Below are 19,764 nucleotides of genomic sequence, written 5' to 3'. Positions count from 1 at the left end.
TACTTTCACTTTCCACAAAAAAAATAAGCGGCACCATGCCGCTTATCTAATTCAAATTATTCGGCTATCGAACAATTCACTATTCAGCGTCAGGCGCGTCATCCGGTGTTGCAGTGCCTTCAGCATTGGTTGCATCTTCAGCAGCATCTGCAGTTTCGACTACAATGGGATTACCATCTTCATCTAGCTCTACACCTTCATCTTCGATTTCGTCGATACGTTGCAAGCCAACCACTGTTTCATCCTCAGCAGTTCTAATCAGACGTACACCTTGCGTATTCCGGCCTACTGTAGACACTTCAGACGCTCGCGTTCTTACTAGAGTGCCTTGGTCGCTGATCAACATGATTTCTTTGCTTTCGTCTACTTGAATAGCGCCAACAACTAAACCATTGCGTTCAGAGACTTTAATAGAAACAACCCCTTTAGTCGCTCGGCTCTTAGCAGGATATTCACCGATGGGTGTGCGTTTACCAAAACCATTTTCAGTGGCGGTTAGGATGTCACCCTCCCCTTGAGGAACGATGAGTGAAACGACTTTCTCATTATCCATCAAACGAATACCGCGAACACCTGTTGCAGTTCGGCCCATAGGGCGAACTTGGTCTTCTGAGAACCTGACTACTTTACCCGCATCAGAGAACAGCATGATTTCACTGCTGCCATCAGTTAAGTCGACGCCAATTAGCTCATTTCCGTCATTCAGGTTCACCGCAATGATACCGTTAGCACGCGGACGTGAATATTGAGTTAACTCGGTTTTCTTCACTGTACCATTGGTTGTTGCCATGAAAACGTATTTGCCCGCTTCAAATTCTTGGATAGGCAATATAGCTGTAATACGTTCGCCCTCTTCAAGAGGTAGAATATTAACGATAGGTCTTCCTCTTGCGTTACGACTTGCAAGCGGCAATTGATAAACTTTCAGCCAATACAAACGTCCACGCGTTGAGAAGCACAAGATATGGTCATGTGTGTTTGCGACTAATAATTTCTCAATGAAATCTTCATCTTTCATCTTCGTAGCCGACTTACCTTTACCACCACGGCGTTGCGCCTCATAATCAGACAGCTTCTGATATTTGACATAACCTTCGCGTGACAATGTAACAACAACATCTTCTCTTTCTATTAAGTCTTCAATATCGATGTCATGACTCGCTGCGGTAATTTCGGTACGACGTTCGTCACCAAACTCTTCTCTTACAGCCTCAAGCTCTTCACGAATAACTTCCATCAAACGCTCTGAACTAGCAAGGATATGCAATAGTTCTGCAATGATATCAAGCAAGGCTTTGTATTCTTCAAGAATTTTATCATGCTCAAGACCTGTCAATTTATTCAGTCTTAAGTCAAGAATGGCCTGAGCCTGCTCTTCCGTTAGGAAATATTGACCATCTCGAATACCAAACTCTGGCGCTAACCAATCTGGGCGAGCTGCATCGTTGCCCGCTCTCGCTAGCATCTCAGCCACATCACCTAAGCCCCACCCCTGAGCGATAAGTGATTTTTTCGCGTCAGACGGGCTCTGCGACTTCTTGATTAACTCAATAATGGGGTCGATATTTGCCAGTGCAATTGCTAAACCTTCAAGGATGTGTGCCCGGTCACGCGCCTTCTTCAATTCGAAAACGGTACGACGGGTCACGACTTCACGGCGGTGTAGTATGAACTTTTGTAAAATATCTTTCAGATTAAATACACGTGGCTGCGTATTATCAAGGGCAACCATGTTGATACCAAACACCGTTTGCAACTGCGTGTTGGCATATAAGTGGTTCAATAGGACTTCCGCAGATTCATTACGTTTGACTTCAATAACGATGCGCATGCCGTCTTTATCTGATTCATCCCGTAAGGCTGAGATACCTTCGACACGTTTTTCTTTCACTAGCTCTGCGATTTTTTCAATCAATCGAGCCTTGTTTACCTGATACGGAATCTCATGAACAATAATGGTCTCTTTACCATTGTCTTCTTGTTCAATTTCCGCTCGTGCACGAAGATAAATTTTTCCTCGTCCTGTCTTGTAGGCGTCGATGATGCCTTTACGACCACTGATAATTGCAGCCGTTGGGAAATCTGGACCAGGGATAATATCGAGCAGTTCTTCAAAAGTGAGTTCTGGATTATTGATGAGCTCGATACAGCCATTAATCACTTCGGTTAAATTGTGCGGTGGAATGTTGGTTGCCATACCAACAGCAATACCTGAGGAACCGTTTACTAATAGATTAGGTACTTTCGTTGGCAAAACTTCGGGAATATGTTCTTGGCCGTCATAGTTTGGAACGAAATTGACGGTTTCTTTTTCAAGGTCAGCCAACAATTCGTGTGCGATTTTAGCCATTCTAATTTCGGTGTAACGCATTGCCGCGGCTGAGTCACCATCAACAGAACCAAAGTTTCCTTGACCGTCGACAAGCATGTAACGCAATGAAAAAGGTTGGGCCATACGGACGATAGTGTCGTACACCGCGGAGTCACCATGAGGGTGATATTTACCTATAACATCACCTACGACACGCGCAGACTTCTTATAGGGTTTGTTATAATCGTTCTTTAATTCGTTCATCGCGAATAGAACGCGGCGATGCACAGGTTTTAAACCGTCTCTTACATCTGGTAATGCTCGGCCAACGATAACGCTCATCGCGTAATCGAGGTAAGAGTTTTTTAATTCATCTTCGATATTAATCGGTAGGATTTCTTTAGCGTTATCAGTCATGAACTGCACTGTCCTTTGTTATTTGTAGAGGAATCACTAACTGATGCTATTCATTCTCTAAATGAACGTTAATCTGTTGCGACGCACTCACTTGTTATTTTTATAACCCACTTTATTCAGCCTCAAGATATTATCATTAAGACTGTTGAATATGTAGATTTATGTCATAATAATTACATAAAATTTGATGAATTATGCAATCCCGCGTGAAGACGCCCTTAAATCGCATAAATAGAAGAGGAAGGCATGCCGTCAGTTAATGTCGATAACAACGAAATTGAAAAATTTTCAGCACTAGCGTCAAAATGGTGGGATTTAAACGGCGAGTTTAAGCCACTTCACGATATAAATCCCATTCGACTTTCCTTTATAGAGGAAAAGTCTGGTGGCTTGTTCGGAAAAAAAGCAATAGACGTAGGGTGCGGTGGCGGAATCCTATCTGAAGCTATGGTGAAACTGGGTGCGGAAGTCACGGGAATAGACTTAGCAAAAGACTCGCTTGAAGTCGCTAAACTGCATGGTTTGGAATCCGGTTTGCAGGTGCACTATGAATATTGTTCAGCTGAACAAAAGGCCGAACAGGACCCCGGTCATTTTGATGTCGTTTGCTGCTTAGAAATGCTCGAACATGTCCCTGACCCTACTTCAGTTGTGAACGCTTGTGCCAATCTGGTCAAGCCTGGCGGAGATGTTTTCTTTTCTACCTTAAATCGCAATATAAAAAGTTGGTTAATGGCCATTATTGGCGCTGAGTACGTGCTGAACTTGGTTCCCAAAGGGACGCATGACCATGCTAAATTCATTCGACCTGCAGAACTAACTAGTTGGATAGAAAATAGTGCTTTGGTATCTAAAGACATAACAGGCTTACACCTTGATCCATTGAAACAACAATATTACCTCAGCAAGAAGAATGTAGATGTAAATTACATCATTCATTGTCAAAAACCGCTGTAAACACCAGATGTAGTGAGTTATAGAAAAATCAACACTATATAAGGTGTTTTCATTAAAACAATTAGGAATAAATAACTGCTTTTTAGATTAAATTAATTTAGCTCAAAATTAATTTTTAAATTTTTCTTGCAACACACATAAGCCTTGTTTTGTTTTGTTCCCAACGTTAGTAGATACCAACCTAAAATTAACTAGTGTCAGTAAACGTAAAAATCACTATATATTGGGTTGCATAAGCATCAAAACCTCACTATCTTGTGTTTACTTAATTACGACCTGTGATCTAATAAGTCTCAAATGTCATACATAATTTGGCAAGTTAGGCACTCATTCTTAATATGCACAAAGACGCCCAATAAGAGCGTTCAGCAAATCCTGACAGTACCTTAAGGTCAGAAGAATTCGGCGAATTAAGCATTAAGGGAACTAAAACACGCTAAGCGCAAGCGGCGACGACCACATAGAGCGATAAAAAATGAATAACACTCTGCTAGTAACAAAAAGAGATGGCACTCAAGAACCTCTCGAATTAGACAAAATCCACAAAGTAGTAACATGGGCAGCAAAAGGCTTAAGTGATGTTTCAGTATCTCAAGTAGAAATAAAGGCACAAATTCAGTTTTATAACGGTATTAAGTCAGCTGAAATTCACGAGACAATGATCAAATCAGCGGCCGACCTCATTTCAACTGATGCTCCTGATTATCAGTACCTTGCTGCTCGACTGGCCATTTTCCATCTTCGTAAAAAAGCTTACGGCCAATTTGAGCCGCCAGCGCTGTATGACCATGTCACTAAATTGGTTGCAGCGAAGAAATATGACGATCATCTGCTGGTCGACTACACGAAAGAAGAATTTGAACAAATGGACGATTTCATCGATCATTGGCGAGACATGAACTTCAGCTACGCCGCAGTGAAGCAGCTTGAAGGAAAGTATTTAGTTCAAAACCGCGTTAGCGGCGAAATTTATGAAAGTGCACAGTTTTTATATGTACTTGTAGCTGCGTGTTTATTTGCGAAATACCCGAAAGAAAGCCGTTTGGATTATATCAAGCGCTTCTACGATGCGGCATCTACCTTTAAATTGTCACTACCTACGCCAATTATGGCTGGTGTAAGAACCCCTACTCGTCAGTTCAGCTCTTGTGTACTCATCGAAGCAGGCGATAGCTTGGATTCAATCAATGCGACTGCATCAGCTATCGTAAAATACGTGAGTCAACGAGCCGGTATCGGTGTAAACGCTGGTCGAATTAGAGCCTTAGGGAGCCCAATTCGTGGCGGTGAAGCATTCCACACTGGTTGTATTCCGTTCTACAAATACTTCCAAACAGCTGTCAAAAGTTGTTCACAAGGTGGTGTTCGTGGTGGTGCTGCAACTTTGTTCTATCCACTGTGGCATATGGAAGTCGAATCACTATTGGTGTTGAAGAATAACCGTGGCGTAGAAGAGAACCGCGTTAGACACCTCGATTATGGTGTTCAATTTAACAAGTTAATGTATACCCGCATGATCAAGGATGACTACATCACTTTGTTCAGCCCTTCAGATACGCCTGGTTTATATGATGCTTTCTTTGCGGACCAGGATGAATTTGAACGTTTGTATGCTATTTATGAAGCTGATGACAGCATTCGCAAAAAGCATATCAAAGCGATCGAACTATTCAGTTTGTTTATGCAGGAGCGTGCAAGTACAGGTCGTATATATTTGCAAAACGTTGACCACTGTAATACTCACAGCCCATTTGATCCAAAAGTTGCGCCTGTTCGCCAGAGTAACTTATGTTTAGAGATTGCCCTTCCAACCAAACCTTTATCGCACGTAAACGATGAAGAAGGTGAAATTGCGCTTTGTACTCTTTCTGCCTTTAACCTCGGTGAAATTAAGAGCTTAGATGAGTTTGAAGAGCTATCGGATCTGGCAGTAAGAGCGCTAGACAGTCTATTAGATTACCAAGATTACCCTGTTCCAGCTGCTTACAATGCAACAATGGGTCGAAGAACTTTAGGTGTGGGTGTTATTAATTTTGCCTATTATCTCGCTAAGAATGGTGTGAAATATAGCGACCACAGTGCCAACGGCCTTGTGCACAGAACATTTGAGGCAATGCAGTATTATTTGCTAAAAGCGTCTATGCAATTAGCGAAAGAAAAAGGTGCTTGCCCTAAATTTAATGAGACAACCTACTCACAAGGTTTAATGCCAGTAGACACCTACAAAAAAGATGTGGATGGTATCTGCAATGAACCATTGCATTACGATTGGGATACTCTGCGTGCAGATATCGTAAAACATGGTTTACGAAATAGTACTCTTTCAGCCCTAATGCCGTCTGAAACCTCTTCTCAGATTTCAAATGCAACAAACGGTATTGAACCACCACGCGGTCATATTAGTATAAAAGCTAGTAAAGACGGCGTCTTGAAGCAGGTTGTTCCTGATTATCAAAATCTAAAGAATGACTACGAGTTGTTATGGGATATCAAATCTAACGATGGATATTTGCAGTTAGTAGCCATCATGCAGAAATTTATCGACCAAACGATATCGGCTAATACGAGTTATGACCCAAGTAAGTACGAAGGAAACAAGGTACCGATGAAAGTCTTGTTGAAAGACCTATTAACAACCTACAAGCTTGGTGTGAAAACCTTGTATTACCATAACACCCGAGATGGTGCTACCGACAGTACTGATAAGGCCTACGTTGCCGAGGCGGTAGATAAGCCAGTGCAAGAAGTCGTAATTGAAGAAGATGACGATTGTGCCGGCGGCGCATGTAAAATTTAACCTGATTGATTAATCCTATAAGTGACTAAATAAAAATGAAATACACGACTTTTAATCAAGAAAGTAATAACACAATGATAGAGCCAATGTTTTTCGGTAATCCGGTAAACGTGGCTCGCTATGACCAGCAAAAGCACCCTATTTTTGAGAAGCTAATCGAAAAACAAATTTCTTTCTTTTGGCGACCAGAAGAGGTTGATGTAAGTAAAGATAGAATGGACTTTCAAAAGCTGACTGATGCTGAGAAACATATCTTCACTTCGAACTTAAAGTACCAAACTTTGTTGGACTCAGTTCAAGGCCGAAGCCCTAACATTGCGTTTTTACCTATCATCTCTATTCCTGAATTAGAAACTTGGGTCGAAACATGGTCATTCTTTGAGACTATTCACTCTCGTTCTTACACGCACATATTGCGGAATCTTTTTACTGACCCGAGTGAAATCTTTGATGATATCGTGGTAAACGAAGAAATAGCGAAGAGAGCAACTGATATTTCTAAGTACTACGACGATCTAATCTTTGCTACACAGCTTTGGCAAACCAAAGGTGAAGGTGAACACGAAGTGGATGGTGAAACAATTGGTATCACCATGCGCGAGCTGAAAAAGAAACTATATCTATGCATGAACTCTGTGAATGCGCTTGAAGCTATCCGCTTTTATGTTTCTTTCGCGTGTACCTTTGCATTTGCCGAGCGAGAGTTGATGGAAGGCAATTCAAAAATCATACGCTTAATAGCCAGAGATGAGAATATCCACCTAACGTCTACTCAACACGTTCTAAATTTGTGGGCGAAAGGCAAAGATGATCCAGAAATGGCTGAAATCGCTGAAGAATGCCACGAAGAAGCCAAAGAGATTTTCTTAAAAGCCGTTCAACAAGAAAAAGAATGGGCTCACTATTTGTTTAAGAATGGCTCAATGTTAGGCCTAAATGAAGAGATTCTTAGCCAGTATGTAGAATATATTGCTAACCATAGGATGGCAGCAATAGGTATGGGGCAACCTTTCGATGTGAAAAGTAACCCGCTACCATGGATGAATAACTATTTGAATTCAGATAACGTCCAAGTTGCACCTCAGGAAACTGAGATAAGCTCTTACTTGGTAGGCCAAATAGACAGTGAAGTTGCATCAGACGACTTCGAGGCGTTTGAACTGTAAGGTGTCTGAAGAATCAGGGACGTACAAAGTCCGAGTAGAACACTCGGACTCACAATATATTATTGAAGACGACACTAGCTTGTTGGTTCATTTAGAGAAGCAGAAAGTAGAGGTGCATTATCATTGCAGAGAAGGTTACTGTGGTGCTTGTCGAACAAAGTTAATTTCAGGCGATGTTGAATATCAAACAGATCCCCTCGCCTTTATTGATGACGATGAGATCCTAGCCTGTTGTTGTAAACCTACATCTGATATCGAAATAAAGCTCTACTAAGGTTAGGTCAATTTACATAGCCAGCTTCTTATTTATGCGCAGATAACAAAAAGCCCGAGAGGAGATAAGTCCACTCGGGCTTTTTTATTTAGACAATTTATTTGCTGCTATTTTTAAATAAGGAAATAACATTCTCTGAAGCTTGATAACCAGGAATTATTTGGATGTCAGCACCAACTAGGTACATGAGGGGGGTTCCCTCTAATCCAACTTTACGTCCTGCTAACTGACCTTTTCTGATGCTATCTACACAGCTGTCAGGATAAGACTCTTTCACATATGCACCATTATCAGTACCTGCTTTAATTTCTGTCATCGCCTTTGTTTTATCCTCAGCACACATGACTTGTTTCATTCTTTCAAAGGCTGGCTCACCATCCATTAATGCACTGCGTGGATAAGGTATATATTTAACTTCAATACCCGCTTGTTGATAATTTTCAATTTCTAGGTGCAGCTTTTTACAATAACCGCAGGTCGTATCAGAAAACACATATAGCTGTCCGACTTTTGTTCCACTGACGGGATAAGTCACAAAGTCGCTTTCATCCAACTTCGCAATTTCTTGTTCAGCAAGCACGACTTGACCTTTTTGTTTTTCCAATCGGGTTAGGTTCGTCATTGTAGATAAGCTGAAAACATCACCGACAATTGCAGTTTTTCCATCGCTAGTTACAACAAGGGATTGTCCATCAATGGATGCCTCGTAAAGGCCAGGTAAATTGAGTTCACTAAGCTCTCTGTGTACAACAATATTAGCACCACCAAATCTGACATTTGCCGCCGCTAAATTCGCTTTAACTTCGTCTAAACTAAGACTTTTATCGACTATCCCTGAATTGACACCTGGTGATTGGCTGACTTCTGCAGTCGCAGCGGTATCCGCTGTTGCATCGTTTGTCGCATCACCACATGACATAAGCGTCATTGAAAAAAGAGCCAATAGCGTTTTCTTAAACATGTTTATTTCCTGTTTTGAAACAAAAAGAGTAGCCCTGAGCTACTCTTAAATGAAAAATGTTAGCATAGTTTTACAGCTCTAAACCTATACGTTTTGCTACTTCGATATATGATTCGACAACTGAACCCAAACCCTGACGGAATCGATCCTTATCTAATTTTTTACGCGTTTCCTTATCCCACAAACGACAACCATCTGGTGTGAACTCATCACCTAAAACGATGTTGCCATCGGCGTCGAGCCCAAACTCTAGTTTGTAATCGACCAGCAGCATACCGCCTTCTTCAAATAATGGTTTGAGCACATTATTGACAGCAAAAGTCAGTCGTTTCATTTCCTCAATTTGGTCCTGAGTCGCCCAGCCAAAAGCGGTAATATGATAATCGTTCACCATCGGGTCGTGTAATGCATCATTCTTCAAGAAGAATTCAAACGTTGGAGGACTAAGGACCAAACCCTCTTCTACGCCCAAACGCTTGACCATTGAACCGGCAGCGATATTTCTGACGACACACTCAACCGGTATCATATCGAGCTTTTTCACCAAACATTCTGCGTCAGAAAGTAATTCTTCGACCTGTGTTTGAATACCCGCAGCTTCTAATTTTTGCATAATGTAGTGATTGAACTTGTTGTTCACCTCACCTTTACGCTCAAGCTGTTCAATTTTTTCACCGTCGAATGCAGAGGTATCGTTTCTAAAAAACAACACCAACTTGTCATCACTATCTGTTAGGAATACAGTTTTAGCCTTCCCGCGGTACAACTCATCTTTCTTTTGCATCTACCCTATTCCTAAATATCTAAATTTTCAGTGCCCATATACTCTTTAAACGGTGCAAACACTTCTGTAATTAATTTGGTATCAAAAGGTGCACTTTCATCGTTCATAAAAGTGACTGCCGTTTTCTCACCGACATCACTGACCTTCAAACGATAGTCTTCTTTCTCAATTTGTAAGCCTTCAGATGAACCGAATAGGTTGCCCCACCATGACTGTTCAGCTCCAGTGTATTGAACAAACAACAAACCGGTAGATTGGTCTAAGTCTTTTACATCAAATCCCATTTTTCTCAAAACGAGCAACAGACGTGGCCATGTATTTTCATATTCAGCATCAACCATGATGGCGGGTTCACCGTCTTCATTAAAGCCCATATTACTATCAAAACCTTGACGAATCATGGCGATTCTTTGAGTACGAGCCAAACGCAGACCAAAGTCATACTCAGCTATCACAGAATTCAAAAATGCTGACTCTTCATTTCTTTTACTTATCACATCTACCTGAGAGAGTGTTTTATTGTCTTCCGGATCTTCGTAAGCAATTAAATTACTTTTTAACGAAGCGGTTCTTCCGTGAGGTGCCACATTCATTGTGAACTTAAATTTCTTTCTGACTGGTTTAAAACTATCTGTAAAGTCATACCATGCACTTTCAGTTTCTACCATCTCAACAACCCAATCAGTGACCAATAAGCGATTGTCAGGTTCGAAACTTTCAACGCCAATTTGATTTTTTTCGAGATACTTCAGGACAGTATCCCAAACGGTTTTTTGCAATGGTTCGCTATCATCTATCTGATCAAACAATACTTTCGCATCTTCTGAACCTTCCTCGACGTGTGAACCAGCCACAAGCGGCAATATTAACGCTGGTGAAACAACTTTTAGGCGTTCGCCTACCAGACTTGGATCAGCATTTTCACCTAGCTCAGGAAGCTCATACCGTCTGGAAAACTGCGGTGTATCTAACTCAGCAGGGACTTCCAACACTTTTTGTTGTGAGGCTTCTAAATACTGATAACTACCAGATGCTATTTGACGTTCTTCTTTGCTGGCACACCCGCTTACAGCAAGGGCGAACAAACTTAAACCTATGACTTTACTATTCATTAAAAACCTAACTAAATTAATTTCAACGCGCTTAGGACTTCTTCGATTGCATTTTTACTATTAAGTTCAGGCAATACCATAGGAAGTCTTAAAAAAGCGTCTTCGATTAAACCCATTTTATACAACGCCCACTTGGGCATAACTGGATTTGGTTCGATAAAGAGCTGACGATGCAGCTCCGTGATATCTTTGTTAATCATTTGCGCCGCTTCAACGTCCCCTTTCAATGCAGCATTACACATTTTGCTCATCGCTTGGGGAACAACATTAGCCGTTACCGATATAACGCCGTCACCACCCTCACACATGAAATTGCATCCAGTTTCATCATCGCCACTGAAGAACAAGAAATCGTCAGGGACTAGTGCTTTCGTCGTCGCATATCTTTGTAAATCGCCAGTTGCGTCTTTAATACCGACTATGTTTTTATGTTCAGCGAGTTGAGCAACAGTATCAGGCAGCATATCGGCTACGGTTCTGCCGGGTACATTATATAACATCAAAGGAATATCTGTCGCGTCAGCGATTGCTTCAAAGTGAGCAACCATACCAGCCTGTTGAGGCTTGTTATAATAAGGGACGACACTTAAGAAACCGTCAACACCCGTGTCAGCCATTTGTTCGCTTAAAAAGATAGCCTCAGCTGTCGAGTTTGCGCCACTGCCTGCCATAACGGGTATTTTTTTATCTACCAGTTTGACTACGTCTTTGACAACATCTATGTGCTCGTTAAAAGGCAATGTCGCACTTTCACCCGTGGTGCCAACAGCAACGATGCCGTGAGTGCCATTGTCGATATGAAACTTTACTAAGGCTTCCAAACTGCGTTGGTCGACTTTTCCGTCAGCGTGCATTGGAGTGACCAAGGCAACATAACTTCCTTTAAACATTATTCCCCCTTAAAACTTGCCCGTCATGTTAGTGTTCAAAGCCCTTAAACACAAGCTTATATAGGTAATACTGGGTACTTTTTTTTGTTCTTCTTCTAATCGTCTAATTTTCATCCAAAAATATGACACAGCAAAGAGCTATGCTACACTCTGCGGCCTCTTTTATTGCAAAAAAAATTCACTATGAAACATCAAGTCATTGTCAATATTTTAGGTCCTGACAAGCTCGGCATTTTGAGCGAAATAAGCGCTTGCGTGCACGAAAAATGTTGTAACATTTTGGATAGCCGACACGCTATTTATGGCCAAGACTTTTCACTATCCATGATTGTTGAAGGTACTTTATCTGCAATCACGAAGTTAGAAATGGCCTTATCAGCACTCTGTATTGAGCATGATCTTCTATCAATGATTAAGCGTACAAGCGGACATGCAAAACAGAATTTGGAACAACTAGTCCATCTCGAATTTGCAGGCGAAGATACTGCTGGTTTGATTCAAAAAGTCACCACGTTTTTGGCGAACAATAAAGTATCTGTCAGCGCCCTAAGGCAAAAGACCTTTACAGACATGACGACGCATAAGCAGTCTGTAAAATGTAAGATGGTGCTAAGTGCGCCCAAAGAAGTCGATTTAATTGCTTTTGATAGCGAAGTTAAAACCCTGATGTGCTCCTTGGGACTGTCAGGTAAAGTAACCCATAACGAAGTTAAGGAAGAAAATGAACACATTGAAAGCTGGTGACAAAGCCCCCGAGTTTGTCCTTAAAAACCAAGATAATGAAGATGTCAGCCTAAACGACTTTTCAGGTAAAAAAGTATTGGTGTACTTTTATCCGAAAGCAATGACACCTGGCTGTACCATTCAGGCCCAAAATTTACGTGACGTTAAAGCTGAGCTTGATAGCAAGAACGTGGTTGTACTTGGCATCAGCCCTGATGCAGTGAAACGGCTACCTAAATTTATAGAAAAAGAATCTCTAAACTTCACCCTCTTATCTGATGAAGATCATGCTGTTGCCGACGCCTTTGGTGTTTGGGGACTCAAAAAATTCATGGGTAAAGAGTATGATGGGATACATCGTATGAGTTTTCTTATCGATGAAAGTGGCGTAATTAGCCATGTGTTAAATAAGTTTAAAACGAAAGATCATCACCAAGCGGTACTGGATTTACTAGCTTAACTACTAGTGCTTGGTCTTCTACGACCAGTGCAGTCGATAATCGAGAAACGCGCCAAACAAAAAGCGCGTTTTTTTATTACGCTAACGGCGTTTCTTCATCAACTTGTTCTGGCACTGGCGTAGACCAGGCCGTGATCACAGCCTTTACCAAGGTTGCTAAGGGGATTGCAAAAAACACGCCCCAAAAACCCCACATGCCACCGAAGACTAACACCGCTATGATGATATAAAGTGGATGCAGACTCACGGCTTCAGAAAACAAGACAGGAACAAGTAAATTACCATCTAAGGCTTGAATTATTGCATACACCAGCATCAGGTACCCGAATTCAGAACTGAGCCCAAATTGAAACAATGCAACAATGGCCACCGGTATGGTAACTACCGCCGCACCAATATAAGGAATGAGAACGGAGAAACCAACCAGCACGCCAAGCAGTAATGAATAGCGTAAATCCATAAAAGCGAATGCTGCGGATGAGACCCCACCTACAATAATGATTTCAATGACTTTGCCGCGGATATAATTCGCAATTTGCAAATTCATTTCTTCACCTACTTGAGTAATTAATCTGCGTTCCTTTGGTAAGATGTTTGAAATGCTTTGTAAAAAAATCTGCTTATCTTTCAACATAAAGAATACCATCAAGGGTACCAATATCATGTAAATCAACAAGGCTGCTAAGTTACCAATAGAACTCACCGATACACTGATGACTTGTTGTCCCAAGTCGACAAGATGTTCGTTAACGCTGTCCATTGTATTTTTTATGTAATCAACTTGAATTAAATCAGGGTACTTTTCTGGCAAACTTGTTAACCAACGTTGACCAGAATCCCAAATAAGGGGTAATTCTTGAGCAAGATTGACACTCTGTTTTGATATTACGGGCACAAGACCGACTAATAGCAAAATACTCACTAATATAAACACCACTAGGGTAAGTGCTGTAGCGAGGGTTCTATTCATCCCGCGTCTATTTAATCGAGTTACTGGCCAATCAAGTAAATAAGCAATAATGGCAGCGACAATAACAGGCATTAAAATGCCACCCCAGACAAGCAATACGACTGTTGATATGATAATCAACAACAAAAGCATCATCGCATTAGGGTCTGAGAACTTGCGTTTGTACCATCTATCGAAAACGCCGAACATGAATAAAGTATTCCTATATTTTGATTTATTGCTCTGATGCATTTATGGTAAACCTAGTTTCGTATGAAAACCAGATTTACTGAAACTATCTTGTACTATATCGGTCTATACTGAGTATTAAAGAAGATGAGACCGTTCTTCATTGTGAAACTACAAAGGAATTTGAAACTATTTTCATGCGCAATATTACTTTTCGTAAATTATTCATCGTGCTTACCTGCTTTTCGCTGCCAATTATTGCTAGCAGCCAGAGTGTTAATAGCGATAAAAACAAGCTTCCTGAAATTGGCGTTGTTGCCTCAGACACTCTCACGATTGATAAAGAAGTCCTGGTGGGTAATGCCATTATGCGCCAATTGAGAGGTCAAGCACCTATCATTCACGACCCGGTTTTAAACGAATATATCCAAGACTTGGGAAACAAACTTGTTGTTCAAGCTGACAATGCAAAGTTTCCATTTACGTTTTTTACACTCAATAATTCGACAATAAATGCATTCGCATTCTTTGGTGGCCACGTCGGCATTCATAGCGGCCTTATTACTCAAGCAGACAGTGAAAGTGAACTAGCATCAGTATTTGCCCACGAAGTGGCTCACGTAACGCAACGACATTTAGCACGGGCTAACCAAGCGCAGAAACGCAGCGCCCCATTGCAAATTGCGACACTGATTGGCGGAATATTATTAGCCATGGCAGATCCTGAAGCCGGTGTTGCAGCAATCAGTGCGGGAAATGCAGGTGCTGCACAGAGTCGAATAAACTATACTCGAAACATGGAACAAGAAGCCGACAATATTGGCATCGCAATGCTTGCAAGAGCTGGCTTTGACCCTCAGGGTGCCCCTGCATTCTTTGGTAAATTAGCAGTGCAAAACAGAGGTAGCAGTAAGGAACTAGAATTCTTGCGTACTCACCCAGTGCCAGAGAATCGAATTTCTGAAACGCGTGCAAGAGCAGCGACCTATGGCAGTCGTTCTGTTCCTCCCAGCCTTCAATTTCAATTAGCTAAGGCGCGTGTTATCGCTAGATATGAGGGCAATCCACAACGTAATATTAGTTATTTTGCTTATCAACTTCAAAATCAACAATATGTCATAAGAGAAGCTGCGCTATATGGCTTAGCATTATCCTATTTCGAAGCTGAACAGTATGCATCAGCTTATCAAATATTGAGTGAGTTGCTGGCCAATCAACCAGAAAATTTATTTTATCTGGATGCCATGACTGACGTTTATATTCAACGAAATATGCCTAAGAAGGCAATCGAGTTGCTTAAGCCGATTTGGTCTTTCAAGCCACAGAATAAGGTACTCGCGTTGAACCTTGCAAATGCAATGATAAAAGACCAGCAGTTTGCGCCGGCTATTCAAATTTTACGAGATATACTACTAGTCGATCCAGAACACTACTTATCGTACACCTTGCTTATTGATGCCTATACTGGAACGGGTCAAAAAAGGGAAATGTACAAAGCGAGCGCCGAACGTTTTAGCCTTGTATTGGCATACCCGCAAGCAATAGATGAACTCAATTTCGCTTATAACGAAACGGGTGAAGATTACTTAGAGAAACAAAGAATTAAAGCGAGAATCCAGCAGTTCCGCAATCGTATGGAAACCTTAGAGAGATTATAAGCCAGTGGAGGTCTACTGAGGATTAGACGGGCTACTTTGCTTGAATCGCTTCTAGCAATGACTGCTGGGATTGTTCTCCGAGCAATTGCCCCGCTAGAGTCCCATCCGGTCTAATAAGGTAAGTAGCTGGCAAATACTTAGGGGGGTCAAAAGGCATAGCTGTATCAAGTTCATTGATCAATGGAAACTGAATATCATACTTTTCGGCTAGCAAGGACAATTCATGGTCTTGGATTGCATCATAACTAACACCAAATAGCACCACATCACCCTGCTCTTGCATTGTGTGGTGAAACTCATTGAGTTCAGGAATTTCTCGTAAACACGGGGCACACCATTCGGCAAAATAATTGATCACCAGCCATTTGCCTTGAAGTTCCTTAAAGGTATAGCTTTTACCCTCTAAAGTAGAGAAGTCGGTTTGACTGTATATTTGATATGCCACGCCAATAGATAACGACAGCATGCCAACAAACACATACAAAAACACTTTTTTCAATGGTAACTCCCAAACGTTTAATGGTATTTTACGTCTTATAAATATCGCTCAAAGCCTGACGCATACCGTAAGATTAACTTAAGGCTTTTTATTTTTTGAACGTCAATTAGACACAATAGGAAATCCGTTAATATGGCTAATTTTACACTACTTCACAACCCTAGATGTAGCAAAAGTCGGCAAGCAGTAGATTATATAAGCCAAACAGGCTTAGAAGTAGACATCAGAGAATACCTAAAGGTTCCACTTACCTTGGAAGAAATCAAGACGCTATTTAACGCACTCAACATTGATAATGCTATCGACATGATTCGCACCAAAGAAAAAGAATTTAAAGAGGCTGGCTTAAGCAAAGATTCAGAGAATCAACAAATATTTGAAGCCATAGCAAAATATCCCAAACTGCTTGAACGCCCGATCCTAAGCAATGATAAAGATGCTGCAATCGGTCGCCCCTTAGAAAATATTGTACAGTGCATTGCCAAAACACAATAGACTGTCTAAAAAGGCATCTATTTATGGGTAATACGCGTAAGTATTTCATCAAGCAAAGAGTCATTCCATTTAGCAAAGAGTAATAATGCATCTATGAATAAAGCAAATGTATTGGTTTTGTATTACAGCCAACACGGCATCACCAAAGCCCTGGCTGAGTCAATAATGCTAGGCGCTGAGAAAGCAGGCGCTGATGTGTGCCTACGCACCGTACCCCGCGTATCAGCAACAATAGAAGCTGTTGAGGACTCAGTACCAGAGAGCGGCGCGCCCTACGTCACACATGAAGATTTAATCCAATGCCACGCCCTCGCATTGGGCAGTCCAACTCATTTTGGCAATATGGCGGCTGCAATGAAGCACTTTCTTGATACAACATCGAGCCTTTGGTTGAAAGGTGCTCTCATCGATAAACCGGCTGGCGTTTTTACAAGCTCTTCAAGCTTGCACGGTGGACAAGAGTCGACCTTGTTGAGCATGATGCTGCCTCTGCTTCATCATGGAATGGCCATCATTGGCGTACCTTATGCAGAGCCAGGATTACATCAAACAAGCGACGGTGGAACGCCCTATGGGCCCAGTGCACTGAGCCGAGATGGTAAAAGCACTCTCAGCAATGACGAAAAATCAATCGCCATTGCTTTTGGTAAAAGACTGGCACAACATGCCATAAAATCTAGGAATAATTCATGAGTTCATCATCACCTGCTTCGAACACAAGCGAATCACAGGCCCAAACATCCGTGCCAATGTCGGCAAAAGTTAAAAATCTTCGAATATTAGCGCTTGTAAGTCATATTGGTCTCTTAGCCTGGATGTGCATCTGGTATTTCTTCTTACCAATGAATGCGGAATACTCAATTTTATTCAAGTTTCTAATTTACATTCTCCCATTGCTACTACCTTTTTATGGAGTAGTGCAAGGAAAACCTTACACTCATGCTTGGGCAAGTTTTATTGTCCTGCTGTACTTTTTACACAGTATTACGGTCATATATGCTGAACCAACACAAATGTTGTATGCCATTATAGAACTGATCTTCGCAACAGGCATGTTCGTTGGCTGTAGCGCGTTTGCTAGATTACGAGGTCAGGAACTCGGAACAGGCTTACCAAAACTGAAAACCGTAATGGAAGAAGAGAAAACATTTTTTGAGGGAAAACCAGATGATTAAGTCGACTCCTTTTGTTGTTGCTATTGCCATCACGCTCAGCGCTTGCGGTGGCTCTTCTAATGACGGTCAAAGCTCTGGTCGAAGTCCTTTGCCACCACCTGAAATGACAGAGAGTGTTGGTTCCATAGATCCTATCCTTACCGTTAACAATGTCGAATTGTATGGCGATCAATCGTTTTCAGAGGGCGGCTCTTATGGTTTTGCCGTGATCACGAACGATGGTAGCCGAATCAATTCGGTTAATTGGGAACAAACAGCAGGCCCTTCCTTAAGTATTCTAGCTACACAGTCACGCACGATTGGTTTCGATGTTCCAGTCGCAGGTGATTATGCAATTGATGTAACTGTAAATACCACATCTGGAACACAGGCGTTGTCTTACGATTTTACGGCAGCGAGTGCCGAGGTTGCGAATGCGAATATTCGCTTAGACCATACTGTGACAGAACGAGGCAAGGTATCGATTCGAGTCGGCTCTTTAAGTCACGATATCAGTACAGCGACAGTCGAATGGAATCAGCTAGCCGGCTCTGCGGTTCTCAATATGGCAGTAGGAGAATCCCAAGCAAACCTCCTGACATTTGATATTCCCACGGTAAATCGGGATGAAATATTACAGTTTGAAGCACAAGTCAGTTTTGCTGATGGTAGCGAAGCAACAGACCTTACTTTTATTACGATTGCTGATGCAATCATCTCGGATGACGCTTATTTTCCATCAAATAATATTATCACGACACAAGATATCAGAGCATTTAACCCCGACAGTCCATACAAGTCTGCACTTGAAAGTTGTGTTTACACGAATACGTTAAGCAGTACCTGTACCTTCGGTACACTCCCTCTATTGGGTCAGCAAACCGATACACCTTCGATACAGGACGTGCTGGACCGCACCCTGGTTTCACACGATTGGATGGGCGAACGCTTTAAGCAATACTTAGAGCAGTCACTTGCAGGGCCCGATATGTTGCAACTGTTAAGAGGAGTGACAGCGGTTGTCATTTCTTACGACGTGAGACCTTCATTTTATTGGACTGCTACGGGCGCGATTTACTTAGATGCCGATAATTTTTGGGTTACCCCAGAAGAGAGAGATACCTTAAATGAAGCGCCAGACTACCGGAGCGGCTTCAGCTCCGATTTGTCTTTTCGAATATTTTGGCGATATGTAAAGGACAACGAAGCTTATATGCCAGGCAGACAATATCCGATCGCGGCAAGAGAGTCGCGTTCTTTTGACGTATTAGAAGCTGATATTTCATGGCTCATGTATCACGAACTCGCTCACGCCAATGATTTTTTCCCATATATCGTTTGGTCGACTTTACGTGATAGCGATGATCCTCGCTCATACTTCAACAACAACGGCGCGAAATCCGACGAAATGATTGCAAACTTTCCTTTAGCCTCATCCCAAATGAAAGGCTTGGCACAAGTGAGTTTCGCTGGCGATACAGCAAGTGCAACTCAAAGGAACTACGCTGCAGATGACATCCAAAGCTTCTTCTCGCCTGATAGCGCGTCATCCTATTATTCCTACCTCAACGAGCGCGAAGATTACGCAACATTGTTTGAACGCTTTATGATGCAATATCGCTTAGGCGCTTCAGCTGATTTGGGCATTTTGAATACTGTTAATAATAATAATCTGCTGGTGACTTGGGGGCAACGGGATAGGTTTAATGACCCTAAAGTGCAAGCGCGTGCTAGATATACGGTCAGCCAAATATTGCCGCAAATTGGCAACATCCGTGATATTCAGGATAACGAATTACCCGCTCCCCTGCTATTGCGTTCAGGTATTGGCTGGTTTGATAATATTGATTTGTCTGAGCAAGGTGAAAATGCCATACAAATACCGTTAAGGCCTGAAGAAACTAGCATTTTGGAAGCACAACACCTTCATAAAGGGCGGCCTACCTTAGAGTAGACAGAAAGGAATGG

Annotated in this window: 18 protein-coding genes; 11 read left to right on the top strand and 7 right to left on the bottom strand. The window is 41.8% G+C overall.

The features are described 5' to 3' along the window. Positions 1-79: 79 nt before the first annotated feature. Positions 80-2,728 carry a DNA topoisomerase (ATP-hydrolyzing) subunit A gene (gene gyrA, locus RM556_RS01680; RefSeq protein ID WP_311373692.1) on the bottom strand — a complete coding sequence of 883 codons (2,649 nt, stop codon included), beginning with the start codon at positions 2,726-2,728 and terminating at the stop codon, positions 80-82. A 246-nt stretch (positions 2,729-2,974) separates the two neighbouring features. On the opposite strand from gyrA, the gene ubiG reads away from it, so the two are divergent. The 4 genes from ubiG to yfaE all read left to right on the top strand — a co-directional run bounded on the left by ubiG (position 2,975) and on the right by yfaE (position 7,922). Beyond that, positions 2,975-3,685 carry a bifunctional 2-polyprenyl-6-hydroxyphenol methylase/3-demethylubiquinol 3-O-methyltransferase UbiG gene (gene ubiG, locus RM556_RS01675; RefSeq protein ID WP_311360209.1) on the top strand — a complete coding sequence of 237 codons (711 nt, stop codon included), beginning with the start codon at positions 2,975-2,977 and terminating at the stop codon, positions 3,683-3,685. A 475-nt stretch (positions 3,686-4,160) separates the two neighbouring features. Beyond that, positions 4,161-6,482, top strand: a complete 2,322-nt coding sequence (gene nrdA / locus RM556_RS01670; RefSeq protein WP_311373691.1) for a class 1a ribonucleoside-diphosphate reductase subunit alpha — start codon at positions 4,161-4,163, stop codon at positions 6,480-6,482. A gap of 35 nt (positions 6,483-6,517) precedes the next feature. Continuing rightward, positions 6,518-7,648 carry a class Ia ribonucleoside-diphosphate reductase subunit beta gene (nrdB, locus tag RM556_RS01665; protein WP_311373690.1) on the top strand — a complete coding sequence of 377 codons (1,131 nt, stop codon included), beginning with the start codon at positions 6,518-6,520 and terminating at the stop codon, positions 7,646-7,648. A 1-nt stretch (position 7,649) separates the two neighbouring features. Further along, positions 7,650-7,922, top strand: coding sequence for a class I ribonucleotide reductase maintenance protein YfaE (yfaE, locus tag RM556_RS01660; RefSeq protein WP_311360206.1), 273 nt, complete (start codon positions 7,650-7,652; stop codon positions 7,920-7,922). 97 nt (positions 7,923-8,019) lie between these two features. Here the strand turns inward: yfaE and RM556_RS01655 are convergent, their stop codons facing one another. From RM556_RS01655 to dapA, 4 genes are all read right to left on the bottom strand, one after another. Next, complete coding sequence (locus RM556_RS01655) at positions 8,020-8,883, bottom strand: DsbC family protein (RefSeq protein ID WP_311360205.1); 864 nt, start codon at positions 8,881-8,883, stop codon at positions 8,020-8,022. 70 nt (positions 8,884-8,953) lie between these two features. After that, positions 8,954-9,667 carry a phosphoribosylaminoimidazolesuccinocarboxamide synthase gene (gene purC / locus RM556_RS01650; protein WP_311373689.1) on the bottom strand — a complete coding sequence of 238 codons (714 nt, stop codon included), beginning with the start codon at positions 9,665-9,667 and terminating at the stop codon, positions 8,954-8,956. Between the two features lie 11 nt (positions 9,668-9,678). After that, positions 9,679-10,779, bottom strand: coding sequence for an outer membrane protein assembly factor BamC (bamC, locus tag RM556_RS01645; protein WP_311360203.1), 1,101 nt, complete (start codon positions 10,777-10,779; stop codon positions 9,679-9,681). Between the two features lie 11 nt (positions 10,780-10,790). Continuing rightward, complete coding sequence (gene dapA, locus RM556_RS01640; RefSeq protein ID WP_311360202.1) at positions 10,791-11,669, bottom strand: 4-hydroxy-tetrahydrodipicolinate synthase; 879 nt, start codon at positions 11,667-11,669, stop codon at positions 10,791-10,793. A gap of 183 nt (positions 11,670-11,852) precedes the next feature. Here dapA and RM556_RS01635 point away from each other — a divergent pair, with 183 nt between their 5' ends. Further along, entirely contained in the window at positions 11,853-12,413 is a 561-nt protein-coding gene (locus tag RM556_RS01635) for an ACT domain-containing protein (RefSeq protein WP_311360201.1), read from the top strand. Next, complete coding sequence (gene bcp, locus RM556_RS01630; RefSeq protein ID WP_311360200.1) at positions 12,391-12,852, top strand: thioredoxin-dependent thiol peroxidase; 462 nt, start codon at positions 12,391-12,393, stop codon at positions 12,850-12,852. Before RM556_RS01635 ends, bcp begins: the two co-directional genes overlap by 23 nt. A 76-nt stretch (positions 12,853-12,928) precedes the next feature. On the opposite strand, the gene RM556_RS01625 is transcribed toward bcp, so the two are convergent. Then, complete coding sequence (locus RM556_RS01625) at positions 12,929-14,011, bottom strand: AI-2E family transporter (RefSeq protein WP_311360199.1); 1,083 nt, start codon at positions 14,009-14,011, stop codon at positions 12,929-12,931. 176 nt (positions 14,012-14,187) lie between these two features. Here RM556_RS01625 and RM556_RS01620 point away from each other — a divergent pair, with 176 nt between their 5' ends. Beyond that, positions 14,188-15,648, top strand: coding sequence for a M48 family metalloprotease (locus tag RM556_RS01620; protein WP_311360198.1), 1,461 nt, complete (start codon positions 14,188-14,190; stop codon positions 15,646-15,648). Between the two features lie 31 nt (positions 15,649-15,679). Here RM556_RS01620 and RM556_RS01615 read toward each other — a convergent pair whose 3' ends face one another. After that, positions 15,680-16,138: a TlpA disulfide reductase family protein gene (locus RM556_RS01615; protein ID WP_311360715.1), complete on the bottom strand. Its 459-nt coding sequence runs from the start codon at positions 16,136-16,138 to the stop codon at positions 15,680-15,682. A 141-nt stretch (positions 16,139-16,279) separates the two neighbouring features. Here RM556_RS01615 and arsC point away from each other — a divergent pair, with 141 nt between their 5' ends. The 4 genes from arsC (at position 16,280) to RM556_RS01595 (ending at position 19,750) form a co-directional block, all read left to right on the top strand. Further along, positions 16,280-16,642 carry an arsenate reductase (glutaredoxin) gene (gene arsC, locus RM556_RS01610; RefSeq protein WP_311360197.1) on the top strand — a complete coding sequence of 121 codons (363 nt, stop codon included), beginning with the start codon at positions 16,280-16,282 and terminating at the stop codon, positions 16,640-16,642. A gap of 93 nt (positions 16,643-16,735) precedes the next feature. Beyond that, positions 16,736-17,335, top strand: coding sequence for an NAD(P)H:quinone oxidoreductase (gene wrbA / locus RM556_RS01605; protein ID WP_311360196.1), 600 nt, complete (start codon positions 16,736-16,738; stop codon positions 17,333-17,335). Continuing rightward, on the top strand, positions 17,332-17,817 hold the full coding sequence (locus tag RM556_RS01600; RefSeq protein ID WP_409220036.1) for a DUF2069 domain-containing protein: 486 nt from the start codon (positions 17,332-17,334) through the stop codon (positions 17,815-17,817). Before wrbA ends, RM556_RS01600 begins: the two co-directional genes overlap by 4 nt. Further along, positions 17,810-19,750 (top strand): hypothetical protein, encoded by a 1,941-nt coding sequence (locus RM556_RS01595; protein WP_311373688.1) that lies wholly within the window; start codon positions 17,810-17,812, stop codon positions 19,748-19,750. The genes RM556_RS01600 and RM556_RS01595 overlap by 8 nt, the downstream gene beginning before the upstream one ends. Positions 19,751-19,764 lie beyond the last annotated feature (14 nt).

The sequence above is a fragment of the Alteromonas sp. W364 genome (assembly GCF_031846205.1).
In the GTDB taxonomy this organism is placed as follows: Bacteria; Pseudomonadota; Gammaproteobacteria; order Enterobacterales; family Alteromonadaceae; genus Glaciecola; species Glaciecola blandensis.
The sequence above is the reverse complement of the archived record's forward strand: the minus strand, read 5'-3'. Positions and strand labels throughout refer to the sequence as shown.

What these genes read in the sequence shown, in the direction of transcription:
- bamC (WP_311360203.1), bottom strand. Translation starts at nt 10,779, where the DNA reads ATGAATAGTAAAGTCATAGGTTTAAGTTTGTTCGCCCTTGCTGTAAGC.
- ubiG (WP_311360209.1), top strand. Translation starts at nt 2,975, where the DNA reads ATGCCGTCAGTTAATGTCGATAACAACGAAATTGAAAAATTTTCAGCA.
- bcp (WP_311360200.1), top strand. Translation starts at nt 12,391, where the DNA reads ATGAACACATTGAAAGCTGGTGACAAAGCCCCCGAGTTTGTCCTTAAA.
- nrdB (WP_311373690.1), top strand. Translation starts at nt 6,518, where the DNA reads ATGAAATACACGACTTTTAATCAAGAAAGTAATAACACAATGATAGAG.
- RM556_RS01595 (WP_311373688.1), top strand. Translation starts at nt 17,810, where the DNA reads ATGATTAAGTCGACTCCTTTTGTTGTTGCTATTGCCATCACGCTCAGC.
- gyrA (WP_311373692.1), bottom strand. Translation starts at nt 2,728, where the DNA reads ATGACTGATAACGCTAAAGAAATCCTACCGATTAATATCGAAGATGAA.
- RM556_RS01635 (WP_311360201.1), top strand. Translation starts at nt 11,853, where the DNA reads ATGAAACATCAAGTCATTGTCAATATTTTAGGTCCTGACAAGCTCGGC.
- RM556_RS01655 (WP_311360205.1), bottom strand. Translation starts at nt 8,883, where the DNA reads ATGTTTAAGAAAACGCTATTGGCTCTTTTTTCAATGACGCTTATGTCA.
- RM556_RS01625 (WP_311360199.1), bottom strand. Translation starts at nt 14,011, where the DNA reads ATGTTCGGCGTTTTCGATAGATGGTACAAACGCAAGTTCTCAGACCCT.
- arsC (WP_311360197.1), top strand. Translation starts at nt 16,280, where the DNA reads ATGGCTAATTTTACACTACTTCACAACCCTAGATGTAGCAAAAGTCGG.
- dapA (WP_311360202.1), bottom strand. Translation starts at nt 11,669, where the DNA reads ATGTTTAAAGGAAGTTATGTTGCCTTGGTCACTCCAATGCACGCTGAC.
- RM556_RS01620 (WP_311360198.1), top strand. Translation starts at nt 14,188, where the DNA reads ATGCGCAATATTACTTTTCGTAAATTATTCATCGTGCTTACCTGCTTT.
- purC (WP_311373689.1), bottom strand. Translation starts at nt 9,667, where the DNA reads ATGCAAAAGAAAGATGAGTTGTACCGCGGGAAGGCTAAAACTGTATTC.
- RM556_RS01600 (WP_409220036.1), top strand. Translation starts at nt 17,332, where the DNA reads ATGAGTTCATCATCACCTGCTTCGAACACAAGCGAATCACAGGCCCAA.
- nrdA (WP_311373691.1), top strand. Translation starts at nt 4,161, where the DNA reads ATGAATAACACTCTGCTAGTAACAAAAAGAGATGGCACTCAAGAACCT.
- wrbA (WP_311360196.1), top strand. Translation starts at nt 16,736, where the DNA reads ATGAATAAAGCAAATGTATTGGTTTTGTATTACAGCCAACACGGCATC.